Here is an 11,954-nt window from a genome sequence, read left to right on the forward strand (position 1 = left end):
GCCGCCAAGCCCGCCGCGAAACCGGCAGGGAAGAAATAGGCCTCGTCCGCAGCCCGCCCGCCCGGCGGCTCAAGGAGAAAAGCGATGCATACCCTGGTGCTCATTCGCCACGGTCAGAGCGTGTGGAACCTGGAGAACCGCTTCACCGGCTGGACCGATGTGGACCTCTCCGCCCAGGGCCTGGCCGAGGCCGAGGAGGGCGCGCGCCTGCTGAAGGAAGGCGGCTTCGTCTTCGACCGCTGCCACACCTCCTACCTCAAGCGGGCCATCCGCACCCTGTGGACCGTGCTGGAGCGCATGGACCTCATGTGGCTGCCGGTGGAGACCACTTGGCGGCTCAACGAGCGGCACTATGGCGCGCTGCAGGGCCTGAACAAGGCCGAGACCGCGAAAAAGTACAGCGATGAGCAGGTGTTCCAGTGGCGGCGCAGCTTCGACGTGCCACCCCCGGCCCTTGACCCCGCCGATGGCCGCTTCCCCGGCCATGATCCACGCTACGCCGCGCTTTCCGAGGCCGAGCTGCCGCGCTGCGAAAGCCTCAAAACCACCATCGAACGCGTCATGCCCTACTGGCACGAGGTGCTGGCCCCGCAGATCCGCTCCGGGCAGCGGCTGGTCATCGCCGCGCACGGCAATTCCCTGCGCGGGCTGGTGAAGTACCTGGACGGCATGGGCGACGACGAGGTGGCGGGCCTGAACATCCCCACGGGGGTGCCGCTTGTGTACACCCTGGACGAGAATCTCAAATCCCTGGGCCGCCGCTACCTGGGCGACCCAGAGGCCGTGGAGCGCGCAGCCAAGGCCGTGGCCGACCAGGCTAAAGGCGTCAAAGGCTGACACCCGTGCCAGGCAAACTTTCCTCCGCCCAGGCCGAAAACGCCTGGGCCTTTGACGTTCCGGCCTTCCGCCGGGCGCTGCTCGGCTGGTTTTCCGCCAATGCCCGCGATTTGCCCTGGCGCAGGACCCTTGACCCCTACCATGTCTGGCTCTCGGAGATTATGCTCCAGCAGACGCAGATGGACCGGGCCGTGGGCTATTTCGAGCGCTTTCTGGAGCGTTTTCCCGACATGGCCAGTCTGGACGCGGCCGGAGAGGACGAGGTGCTCAAGCTCTGGGAGGGCCTGGGCTACTATTCCCGCGCGCGCAACCTGCGCAAGGCCGCCCGCGTGGTCATGGAGCGCCACGGCGGGGCCTTCCCCCGCACGCATGCGGACATCCGCGACCTGCCGGGAGTCGGCCCGTACACGGCCGGGGCCATCGCCAGCGTGGCCTACAACACGCCCGTGCCAGCCGTGGATGCCAACGTGCTGCGCGTGTTCGCCCGCTTGCTGGACATGGCCGACCCCGTGGACAGCCCGGCCGTGCGCCGCCGTATGGAAGCCGCCGCCGAGGAGCTTCTGGACCCGCACGACGCCCGGAGCTTCAATCAGGCACTGATGGAGCTTGGGGCGCTCATCTGCGCGCCGCGAAAACCGCGTTGCGAGGCCTGCCCGGTGCGGGAATTCTGTCTGGCGCGCCAGCGCGGCACGGCCGAGGCCCGGCCCGTGACCAAGCCCGCGCCGGAGATCATCCGCATCGACATGGCCTGCGGCGTGCTGGCCAGCCGGGGGCGGCTGTTCATCCAGAAGCGCAGGCAGGGCGATGTCTGGCCCGGTTTGTGGGAGTTCCCGGGCGGGGTGCTGGAGCAGGGCGAAAGCCCGGAACAGGCCCTGGTGCGCGAATGGCGCGAGGAAACCGGCCTGCCCGTTGCGCCCGCGGGCAAGATCGCCGTGGTGCGCTCCAGCTACACGCGTTACCGCATCACCATGCACGGCTTCTACTGCCGGGTGGAGAACGGCCTGGACCCGGAGAGCGCCTATTGCCTGAACGAGGCCGACGAGGCGCGCTTCGTCACGGCCGAGGAGATCAAGCGCTTCGCCTTTCCCTCGGGCCATGCCCGGCTGGTGGCCAAGCTTTTGACGGACCTGCGCCTTGATGCCTTTCTTCTCGCTTCCTGATACGTTCTAACTACCGGATATCGCATCCTGAATCGAGTCAGGCATGGAAGATGCTTTGCCGCATGCGTAGACGTGTCGTGGTCAACCACCTGACACGGCCATGCGGCGGGCAAGCCGTTTGGCTGGCGGGAAACGGCACCGGAGGGAACAGATGTCCGGAAGCACAAACATCACGGAAGCCATCCGCGTTTTGAAGGACGCCGAATCCGGCGCGGGGCTCCAGCGCGGCCTTGGCGCGGGCGGCAAGCCAGATCCGAAAACCGTCGCCTTCCAGATGCAGATGCGCATGGCCCAGCAGGCCATCGGCGCAAGCTCCATCACGGGCGAGGAACCTGCCGGAGAATCTTTCGGCATGGACATGTCCATGGCCTCGGACAGCATGATGATGGACGCCTTGTCCACCATCGCGCGGCTTACAGGCCAGGGCTTGCCCAACCAGAAGGCCGTGGCGGCGGAGTCCCCGGAAAAGGCGTTCACGCGCAATCCCACGGCCGTGGGCGGTTCGGGCATCGGCGCCATCGCCGCCATGTTCGAATCCGGCGAAAAGGGCATCGCGGCCATCGGCTTCGACCGCACCGGCGGCACCAGCTACGGCAAGTTCCAGATTTCTTCCCGCGCGGGCACCATGAACCGCTTCCTCTCCTTCCTGGCTGAGCGCGACCCGGCCATTGGCGAGCGCCTGCGCAAGGCCGGTCCGGCCAACACGGGCTCCACCCAGGGGCGCATGCCCGCGGAGTGGGCCAGGATCGCCACGGAGATGCCCGAGCGCTTCGAGGCCTTGCAGACGGAATTCATCAAGAAGGACCATTACCAGCCCGCGCGCGAGAAGATCCTCGTGCAGACCGGGGTGGACATCGAAACCGCCAAGCCCGCCCTGCGCGAAGCGCTGTTCAGCACCGCCGTGCAGCACGGGGCCAGCGGCGCGGCGCGCATCTTCAACCAGGCCATCGACAAGTTCCTGGGCAAGGGCGGCGCGCAGAGCGCCGCGGCCAGCGCCGCCACGGGCTCCGTGGGTGGCGGCAGAAACTTCGAGCAGGCCTTGGTGAGCGAGGTGTACAGCAAGCGTCAGAACCAGTTTGGCGGCTCCACCGAGGCCGTGCGCGCCAGCGTGCGCGGGCGGCTGAAGCAGGAGAAGGACATGGTGCTGGCCATGCTTGAAAAGCAGGGGATGAACCGGGTGGTGTGATTCGGGAGACCGCCGCCTGTTTCTGAATGGCCCGCCTCGGCGGGCCTTTTTATTTGCGGGCGTCCGCTTCCTGTGCGGGCTGCGGCGGGGGCAGCAGGGCCTCGCGCGGGGTGGTCCCGAACTCGCGCCGGAAGGCGGCGATGAAGGCCGAAGTGGAATTGTACCCGCAGTCCAGCGCCACCTTGGTGACGCTTTCCCCGGCTTCCAGCCCGTTCAAGGACTTGAGCAGCCGCAAGCGCCTGCGCCAGGCCCGGAACGAAAGCCCGGTGTCGCGCAGGAACAGCCGCGTCATGGTGCGGCCGGAAAGCCCGGCCCCGGCGGCCAGCTCCGTCAGCGTGCGCTGGTCGTCAGGCCTTGCTTCCAGTTCCGCACTCACGGCCGCCAGTCGCTCGTCCAGGGGCAGCGGCAGGGAGAAGCGCACCTCCTGTAGCATGCCCAGCTGATCAAGCAGCACGGCCACCAGCCGACCCTCGGGCCCGGCCTCGTCATACTCCACGGGCAGGCGCGTCACCGCGCGGATGAGTTCCCGCACCAGGGGCGTGACGCCCAGCACCCGGCAGCGGTCCAGGCCTTCCAGGGCGGGCACGGCGACTTTTACAGAGTCTGGCCGGATGTACAGGCTGCGCATCTGCGTGCGCTCTGTGGTCACCACGCTGTGCTGTAAGCCGGGGGGAATCCAGATGGCGCGCTGCGGCGGGGCCAGGTAGCTGCCCTGGCGCGAGCGCACGCCGAGCACCCCGCGCGTGGCGAAGGAAAGCTGCACCCAGGGGTGGCTGTGCTCCCGCACCCAGGAGGGCTGCGAAAGCGCCTCCACCCGCGCAAACACGGGCCGGGGCAGGGCGCTCAAATCTGGGAGGATGCGTTCCATACGTTGTTGTCCGTTTGGCGACATAATTTGTCGTTTCGAAGATAGACGACAATATCAAGGACCGCGTAGCAAGGCCAGAAGAAAGCCGCACTTCCCCCTGCGCGGCCAACACCTTCAGAAAGGATGACCTCAATGCTCGCCAACCGCTTGAAGAAGATGGCTAAGGACTGGTTCCTGTTCGGCATGATCAGCGCCGTCATCCTGGCCACCCTGTTCCCGGACTTTGGCCGCAGCGGCGGCACCATGCGCGCCGACGTGGCCTCGGACGTGGGCATCTTCCTGGTGTTCCTGTTCCACGGCATCGGCCTGTCGACCGAGAGCATGAAAAAGGGCCTGCTGAACTGGCGCCTGCACCTGACCGTGCAGACCATGACCTTCGTCATGTTCCCCATCTTCTGGTTCGGCTTCCGCGCCCTCTTCAGCGGCGTCATCCCCGAGGACCTGATGCTCGGCTTCCTCTACCTCTGCGCGCTGCCGTCCACCATCTCCTCGTCCGTGGCCATGACGGCCATAGGCAAGGGCAACGTGCCCGCGGCCATCTTCAACGCCACCCTGTCCAGCCTGCTGGGCATCTTCCTCACGCCGGTGATCATCAGCCTGGCCCTTTCCACCAGCGGCGGGCAGAGCCTTTCACTCATCGACGCCATGATCAAGATAGCCATTCTGCTGTTCCTGCCCTTCGCCCTGGGCCAGGCTCTGCGCCCGGTCATCGGCAAGTGGTTCAGCCGCTACAAGAAATACATCAACAACTTCGACAAGGCCGTCATCCTCATGCTCGTGTATGCCTCGTTCTGCGATTCCGTGAAGGGCGGGCTGTGGACCAACTATGGCCTGGGCACCATCGGCATGACCATGGCCGGAGCCGCCTTGATCCTCGTCGTGGTGCTCTGCGCCACCACTTTCATCGCGCGCCGCCTGGGCTTCAACAAGGCCGACGAGGTCACCGCCGTCTTCTGCGGCTCCAAGAAGACCCTGGCCTCCGGCGTGCCCATGGCCAAGCTGCTCTTCGGCGCGCACCCGGCCCTGGGCGTCATCGTGCTGCCCATCATGTTCTACCACCAGTTGCAGCTCTTCGGTTGTTCCATCCTGGCCGAGCGCTATGCCCGGCGCGTGGAGGAAGCCCACCCTGAGACGGACCTGGAGCCCGCGCCCGTGCGCGAGCCGGTGGGGGCGTAAGGGAAGAGGGAAGGCGGAACGTAAGAGAATATGCTCCGCAGGCCAGAGGGCACGAGGCCCCCTGGACCCCCTTTAGGGAAGAGGACGGCGGCGGGTTCCTGGGCATGGCCTCGGAACCCGCCGTGTTTTTTGGGGGAGCGGGAAGGGGTTTAGCGCACCAGCCCGGCCTTGACCGCAAAGGGATCCCAGGCCGGATCGCGGTGTGCGTCGTATTCGGTGATCTGCGCCAGCCACTCGCTCAAGGGCTGGCCGTACAGGCGGGCGATGACCGCCAGGGTCATGTCCATCCCGGCCGAGACGCCGGAGGAGCTGACCACCGTGCCGTCATCCACCCAGCGCGCCTGTTTGACCCAGTGCACCTTGGGCCCGGGCGCGGTGGAGGACGCAAAGGCCATCTTGTTCGTGGTGGCGGGCCTGCCGTCCAGAATGCCCGCCGCGGCCAGCAGGGACGCGCCGTTGCACACGGACATCACGACCTTTGCCGTGCGCGCCTGGGCGCGCAGCCAGTCCAGGGTCGCGGCGTCGCGCACCAGGGGCACGGCCCCGATGCCGCCTGGCACCAGCAAATAGTCCAGCTTGGGCGCGTCGGCATAGCCGTAGTCGGCCACGGTCTTCGGCCCTTGGTTTGAGGGAACCTCGCCGCGCGTGGCCGCGATGGTCACCAGGCGCACGCCGACGCGTTTTTCCTCGCCGCCCCAGAAGCGGGCCGGGGCATGCTTGAGGCTGCCCCACATCTCCATGGGACCGTAGGCGTCCAGCATCTCGAAGCCGGGAAAGAGGAGCACTCCGACGGTGACTTGGCTGGCGGCCTGGGCCGGGCGCACTTCGTACATGGCTTCCTCCGCTGGTTTGAGAGATTGCGCTTGCGCCGGAACCGAAAGGGCGGACGCGAGCAGCAAGGACACAAGGGCAAGACGCAACGCAAGGCGTTGCATGGCGATACGTTTCATATGCTTCTCCTGAGTGTTAGCGCCAGGCACCGGAACGGAACCTGTCCCGGTACTGGCCGGGGGTGATGCCGAAGCGGCGTGCAAAGGCCAGGCGGAAGTGCTCGCCGGACTGGAAACCACACTCCCGGGCGGTGGTCTCCAGTGCCTGCGTCGATTCCTCCAGGCGTTTCACAGCTGCTTCAAGGCGGATGCCTTCGATGAAATGGGCCGGGGTCGAGCCGGTTTCGCGCTTGAAGACCCTGGCGAAATTGCGCGGGCTCATGGCCGCGTGCTCGGCCATGTCCTCGTTGCGCAGGGGGCGGTGGTGGTTTTCGCGCAGCCATTGGATCGTCGGCGCCAGGGAGCCGCCTTCATGGAACTGGGCCAGAAGGGCGGTGCTGAACTGTGACTGCCCACCCGGACGCTTGAGATAGAGCACCAGCACCCTCGCGACGTTCAGCGCCAGGTCGCGGCCGAAGTCCTCCTCCAGCAGAGCCAGGGCCAAGTCGATGCCCGCCGTCACCCCGGCCGAGGTGTAGACGGAGCCGTCCTTCACGTGCAGGGCGTCAGCCTGGACTTCGATGTTTGGAGAAAAGGCGCGGAGCTGCTCGACCTTGAGCCAGTGGGTGGTGGCCCGGCGGCCTTCCAGCAGGCCCGCGCGCGCCAGAATGAAGGCTCCCGTGCAGATGGAGCCCACGCGCCGCGCCTGGGGAGCGGCCTCGCGCAGCCAATCCACCAGGGCCTGCGGCGCATGCTCCGCCACGGGGCCTCCGGCCACAAGCAGGGTGTCGATGCCGCTGCACTGCGTCCAGGCCGCGTCCGTCAAGAGCCGGATGCCGGAGGCGGTGTGCACTGCAGCGTTGCCGGTCTCGCCAGCGATCAGGATGCGGTAGGGCGATTCCGTACCGCCCGCCTGGAGGTGCAGGGTGTTGGCTGCTGAGAAGACGCTCAAGGGACCGGTGATGTCCAGAATCTCAGCACGTTCATGAGCGAGCATGACGATGAGGCGCGGGGTGGCTGGGGCGTTTGGCTCTTGCTTCATGGCCGCACCCTAGGTCATGCCTCATGTTGGCACAATGACAAGAATCACGACATTTCTGCCAATCCGGGCCAGCCTTCCTCTTCTTTCCCTTGCGCGTCCAGGGGGGCATACACCCTGGCGTGACGCGGAAAAGGAACTTCCTACCAAGGGCAACAACCAAATTCATGGGTTTCTTCTTGTGAATGTTGCCTTTTGGCGTCGTCAGGTCTCTTTTGCCCCACCCCAAAAACGGCGCCATTGGAAAGGGCAGCAGCAAGAGGTTGGTATGAAAACGAAACACCCAACCCCATAAGCGCCACAGAGCTGTGTCTCCATTCGTGTTTCAACCCAAACCCAGGCATGGGGCGCAGGACTCCTCTGCATACGGATCACCGTTGCCGGACGCTGTTTTAACGCGTCTGGGCCAAGTCCGGCCATGGCATTGAGCCGTTTCGGGACGCCCGCCCTAGAAAGTTACGGACAAGCTGACGGACCCGAACAGCTGCCCACCTTTCTGTCCGTAGAATTCCTCTGTGCGGTACACGTGGGTGTAGGTCAGCTTTGCTCGCCCCAGCACCAGACCAACGCCTCCCATGAGGTCGGCGACCAAGGCTTTCTTGGGAACGTGCGGGCCGTTTTCCCAGGTATTGCCGTCAAGGAAGATATTGCGCGCCACCGCGCGAGCCTCGGCCCCGGCAAAGAAGTGCAGACCGAAGTCGGTGTCCACCCGCAGGCGCGGGTCATCTGGGGCGGCTGGCGCGCTCACCCCTCCGCCGGGCTGGATCAGGGAGGTGCCGAAGTCCCATGGCAGACGGTAGCCAAGACGCGTTTCGAAACCGGCGGCGGCGTGGGTTTGCACATTGCCCGCCGTGGCCCGGACGTGGGGCAGCAGGTCCCAGGCCATGTCATGTCCCAGGTCCAGCCGCGCGGCGCGCAGGGTGCGCTGCCAGGAGAGCACGATGCCCGGCTCGTCTTGCAGTTGGCGGCCCCAGCCCCGGACCCGTTCAAAGCCCATGATCGCGTGGTAGTTGTTCTGGGTTTCCTCGGCCAGGGCCGAAGGTCCGACAACGCCGATGCTCGTTTCAAAGGTGTCGAGCTGGGTGGCGGTCTTGGCGTGCAGGGCCAGGGAAATGTAGCCCCACCCTGAGAAAGGCCTGTCGTCGGGCTGCACTATCCCGCTCCGCGTGTCCTGGGGCACGTACATGTTCTGCCCCAGGGAAAGCGCCACGTTGTACTGCTGCCCGGGCTCGTTCACAAAGGGCAGTATGCGCAGATACGGCAACACGAACTCAGGCAGGCGTTCATCCTCGGCGTACTTCTTGAGATCGCCGGAGACCCAGGAGAGCTTGATGCCGTTGGTGTAGTGGTTGTCCGTTCCGGCGAAATAGTCGTTTTCTTCTGTTATGATGAGTGTTGACGCTGTGTTGGCGGGCTGCTTGGATTCGGCGGCGTGCCCGGGGCGGGCAGGCAGCACAAGCAGCAGCGCCGTGGCAAACGCAAGAAGGACGCGGAAATCGTGGCGCATTCGCAAAAACCTGCCCTGGTTGGCCGTGGTGGGGATTAGGCAACGCTGCGCAGGCCATCCGGCGGGCAGGGCCGTCAGGCGAAGCCCTGCACTGGCGCTTCAGGACCGCAGCTTCGCGACGGACAGGGTCCGGTGACCCTGCCGCCGCGATAGCGCGGCCTGTTTTGTCTGGCTACTAGTGGCCGCCCTTCTGATTGCCGTACAAACCGCCGGCAACCGCGCCCAGGCCGCCGCCGATGAGCGCGCCGACGCCAAGGGAGCCGCCCGTCAGAGCGCTGATGCCAAGGCCCGCGCCAGCGCCGATGGCGCCGCCGGACAAGGCTCCCTGCTGGGTCTTGGTCATTTGCGTGCACGCGGAAAAGCCCAGACACATGACCAACAACATTGCGATGAATGCCTGTTGCATACTGTTCCCCTTACTTCTTCCAGTTGGGTGCGATCATCTCGTGCCAGACCACGTCCAGCACATTTCTGCGCAGCTTGGTGGGGTTGTTCGCGTAATACGCGTCGACCCGGCTCACCATGTCGGACCAGCGCGCATCCTTGAAGGCCGCCACCCAGCCTTGAACGAAACGGGATGGCTCTTCGGAACGCTTGGTGCGCAGATGGTACTCAAGGACCACGGCGTTGCTGACGCCGAGCAGGAAGGCCCGCTTGTCGGAGTCCGTCGAATGCGTCCAAACCTTGCCATCGATGTCCGGATCGGAGTTTTCCATGGCTCCCTGGGCCAGAGCGGAACCAGCGCCCAAGAGCAGCAAACTCATAAGCGCGAACACTGCAAAACATCTGTGGTTTCTCATCGTTACCTCTGGGACTACATGTTGTCGGGCGTGGACTTGGCGCTTCGCGGCGGGAAGAATCGCCGCTGCCGCGCTATTTCCCTGCAATCTTTTTGATGTCGCCAGCCTTCTGCTGAATCTTGCCGGCCACGTTCTCGGCCTTGCCTTTGGCTTCCAGCTCCTTGTTGTCGATGACCTTTCCGACAACCTCCTTCACCTTGCCGGTAACCTGGTGCATCTTGCCTTTGACTTGGTCCTTGGTGCTCGACTTCATGATGTTTCTCCTGTGCTGTTGCAGGGTGTTCCGATCATTCCGGCTACAGCCTGCCGGTAAACAGCAGGACCACCAGAATGATGACAAGGAGTCCGAAGCCGCCGCTTGGGCCGTAGCCCCAGGTGCGGCTGTGCGGCCACACGGGGATGACACCCAGGAAGGCGAGGGCCAGGATAATGAGGAGAATGGTGCCGAGTGGCATGGTCGTGACCTCCTTTTACGGGTCGCGGTTCTTGATTGGTGCCGTGCGGCAGGCCCGCGCGAGGGGATCAGGCATCCCGTCGCGGTCCCGTCCGCAGCGCTTACTGCTTGCCCTTGATGCGGATGTCGTTCTTGACGCTCTTCACGCCCTCGACCTTGGCCGCCAGCTTGGCCGCGGTGTCAGCCTCGGCCTGGTAGCCGACGAAGCCGGTCAGCTGCACAACGCCCTTGAAGGTCTCAACGCTGATCTCGGAGGACTTCAGGCTCGCGTCCTTGAGCAGGGCGGCCTTGACCTTGGCGGTGATGGCGGCGTTGTCCACAAACTCGCCCGTCCCTTCCTTGGTGGCGTTGCTGGCGCTCTTGACCTGCACGTCGTTGCGCACTTCGGTGACGCCCTGGACCTTGCGCGCCGTTTCGGCTGCGGTGGCGACCTCGGCCTTGGAGCCGACAAAGCCGGAGAGCTGCACAACGCCCTTGAAGGTTTCCACGTTGATCTCGGCGGACTTCAGCGAGGGAGCCTGAAGAATCTCGGCCTTGACCTTGGCGGTGACCGCCGCGTCATCGACATATTCCCCGGTGCCCTCCTTGTTGGGGGTGGAGGAGCAGCCGAAGGCCACGGCCAAAAGCGTGGCAAGACCCAGCAAAGAGATTCTCTTCCGTAACGTCATATGATTGCTCCTTGGGGGGATGGATGACAGTGTTGCTCATGGTGCACGTTACAGGGTCCGTAAAGTTTTAAACCCATGCGCGGCGGCGTCTAGCTGAGGTGCTTCTGCCCGCACACGCGGCAGATCCCGGCGCAATCATTCAACGGCCTTGGCGTAAGGGGCGCGCGCTTGAGAAGCGGGGAGCAGCGCCTTAAAAAGGCCAGCGGCACCCGGCGTTCCTCAAGAGCCTTTTGGATCAGCCGCAGATCGAGGACCAGAAGCGCGGCCCCTGCGGCGGCCACGGCGGCCAAGCTCAGCATTCCGCCCGGATCATCAAGGGCGAAGCGGTACAGCAAGACGGCGAGCACCGCGCCGAGCATGCCGACTCCGCCGTCTCCGATGACGCCGAGGCGCCCTCCCCGGTTTACGGCCCGCGCCAGTAGGCCCGTGGCCAAACCGATCAAGGCGTACCAGATGAAGTCTCCCATTCGTTTTTCCTCCTTTGCGCCGCTGGGGCGCGCAATGCTCTGTGCGGCGCCTTGTCCCGAGGTGCGCATGCCCGATCCTGGACACCTTGCCGCAGGGCGCCCTAGGGCGGTGCTTCAAGGAATGCAATGGCTTCGGGAAGCTCCGCGAAGTGGTGGATGATGTAGTCCGGCTTCGCCCGTTCCGATTTGCTCCGCCCCTGGTTGGAAGCGAAGTATATCGTCTTCAAATCGAGCTGCTTGGCCCCATACACGTCGCGGAACATGTCGTTGCCCACGAACAAGGCCTCGCGAGGCTCCAGGCCAAGGCCGTTCAAGGCCGCCCGGAAGATTCTCGCATCCGGCTTGCGGAACCCGTAATCGCCGGAAACAATGATGGGGTTGAAATACCCTGCAAGATCCAACGCGCGCAGCTCCGGCAGGGCCCACGCGGTTTGGGCGTCCGAAAGGGCTGCCAGCCTGTAACGCCCGGCCAGGCCGTCCAGGGTGTTCCGCACTTCCGGGTACAGGCGCAGACGGAAGCGTGAGATGCCCCGGTACATTTCCGCCAGCACCAGGGGCAGCACGCGCAGCTTTTCCTCCGGCAGGGCCTGGCAGGCCTCCGGCCTGCGCTCCAGAAACTCCCGCCACAGGGCGACGGCGTCGAATTCGGGGTAGTCCTCGGCGCTGGCGCTGCGCTGGCCATCCATGATTTTGTAGTATTCGTCCCGCAGGTCCCAGCGGTGGATGCGTATGCCCTGGTATGTGAGAAAATGGCTGATGCCGCGGTAAATCTCCTCGCTGCCTTCATCCGTGTGGATGTTGATGAGGGTGCCGTTGATGTCGAAGATGATGGCCTTTACGTTCATGGCAATGCCCTCAGTGTT

General features: G+C 65.0%; 15 protein-coding genes. 4 read left to right on the top strand and 11 right to left on the bottom strand.

What is annotated here, in order from left to right; all coding sequences use genetic code 11:
- Positions 1-84: 84 nt before the first annotated feature.
- From gpmA to VN419_RS08365, 3 genes are all read left to right on the top strand, one after another.
- Entirely contained in the window at positions 85-837 is a 753-nt protein-coding gene (gene gpmA, locus VN419_RS08355) for a 2,3-diphosphoglycerate-dependent phosphoglycerate mutase (protein ID WP_325646415.1), read from the top strand.
- Positions 838-842: 5 nt separating this feature from the next.
- Positions 843-1,997, top strand: a complete 1,155-nt coding sequence (gene mutY, locus VN419_RS08360; protein WP_325646417.1) for an A/G-specific adenine glycosylase — start codon at positions 843-845, stop codon at positions 1,995-1,997.
- A 151-nt stretch (positions 1,998-2,148) separates the two neighbouring features.
- Entirely contained in the window at positions 2,149-3,183 is a 1,035-nt protein-coding gene (locus VN419_RS08365; protein ID WP_325646419.1) for a hypothetical protein, read from the top strand.
- A 49-nt stretch (positions 3,184-3,232) separates the two neighbouring features.
- On the opposite strand, the gene VN419_RS08370 is transcribed toward VN419_RS08365, so the two are convergent.
- On the bottom strand, positions 3,233-4,051 hold the full coding sequence (locus VN419_RS08370) for a helix-turn-helix transcriptional regulator (RefSeq protein ID WP_325646421.1): 819 nt from the start codon (positions 4,049-4,051) through the stop codon (positions 3,233-3,235).
- Between the two features lie 132 nt (positions 4,052-4,183).
- On the opposite strand from VN419_RS08370, the gene VN419_RS08375 reads away from it, so the two are divergent.
- A complete protein-coding gene (locus VN419_RS08375; RefSeq protein WP_325646423.1) occupies positions 4,184-5,227 on the top strand; it encodes a bile acid:sodium symporter family protein in 1,044 nt (347 codons plus the stop codon).
- Between the two features lie 149 nt (positions 5,228-5,376).
- Here the strand turns inward: VN419_RS08375 and VN419_RS08380 are convergent, their stop codons facing one another.
- From VN419_RS08380 to VN419_RS08425, 10 genes are all read right to left on the bottom strand, one after another.
- Complete coding sequence (locus VN419_RS08380) at positions 5,377-6,060, bottom strand: DJ-1/PfpI family protein (RefSeq protein WP_325646425.1); 684 nt, start codon at positions 6,058-6,060, stop codon at positions 5,377-5,379.
- Between the two features lie 133 nt (positions 6,061-6,193).
- Positions 6,194-7,198 (bottom strand): GlxA family transcriptional regulator, encoded by a 1,005-nt coding sequence (locus VN419_RS08385; RefSeq protein WP_325646427.1) that lies wholly within the window; start codon positions 7,196-7,198, stop codon positions 6,194-6,196.
- Positions 7,199-7,643: 445 nt separating this feature from the next.
- The gene (locus tag VN419_RS08390; protein WP_325646429.1) at positions 7,644-8,702 is read right to left on the bottom strand and encodes a lipid A deacylase LpxR family protein; all 1,059 of its coding nucleotides are present in this window, start codon (positions 8,700-8,702) and stop codon (positions 7,644-7,646) included.
- A gap of 175 nt (positions 8,703-8,877) precedes the next feature.
- Positions 8,878-9,045, bottom strand: a complete 168-nt coding sequence (locus VN419_RS08395; RefSeq protein ID WP_325646431.1) for a cell envelope biogenesis protein OmpA — start codon at positions 9,043-9,045, stop codon at positions 8,878-8,880.
- A 73-nt stretch (positions 9,046-9,118) separates the two neighbouring features.
- Positions 9,119-9,418 carry a hypothetical protein gene (locus VN419_RS08400; RefSeq protein ID WP_325646433.1) on the bottom strand — a complete coding sequence of 100 codons (300 nt, stop codon included), beginning with the start codon at positions 9,416-9,418 and terminating at the stop codon, positions 9,119-9,121.
- Between the two features lie 157 nt (positions 9,419-9,575).
- Positions 9,576-9,755: a CsbD family protein gene (locus VN419_RS08405; RefSeq protein ID WP_325646435.1), complete on the bottom strand. Its 180-nt coding sequence runs from the start codon at positions 9,753-9,755 to the stop codon at positions 9,576-9,578.
- 43 nt (positions 9,756-9,798) lie between these two features.
- Positions 9,799-9,957, bottom strand: a complete 159-nt coding sequence (locus VN419_RS08410; protein WP_325646436.1) for a DUF3309 family protein — start codon at positions 9,955-9,957, stop codon at positions 9,799-9,801.
- A 100-nt stretch (positions 9,958-10,057) separates the two neighbouring features.
- The gene (locus tag VN419_RS08415; RefSeq protein WP_325646438.1) at positions 10,058-10,624 is read right to left on the bottom strand and encodes a BON domain-containing protein; all 567 of its coding nucleotides are present in this window, start codon (positions 10,622-10,624) and stop codon (positions 10,058-10,060) included.
- 89 nt (positions 10,625-10,713) lie between these two features.
- Positions 10,714-11,091 carry a hypothetical protein gene (locus tag VN419_RS08420; RefSeq protein ID WP_325646440.1) on the bottom strand — a complete coding sequence of 126 codons (378 nt, stop codon included), beginning with the start codon at positions 11,089-11,091 and terminating at the stop codon, positions 10,714-10,716.
- 101 nt (positions 11,092-11,192) lie between these two features.
- A partial coding sequence (locus tag VN419_RS08425) for an HAD family hydrolase (RefSeq protein WP_325646441.1) occupies positions 11,193-11,954 on the bottom strand: 762 nt, incomplete at its 5' end.

This window comes from Humidesulfovibrio sp. (genome assembly GCF_035560995.1).
In the GTDB taxonomy this organism is placed as follows: Bacteria; Desulfobacterota; Desulfovibrionia; order Desulfovibrionales; family Desulfovibrionaceae; genus Humidesulfovibrio.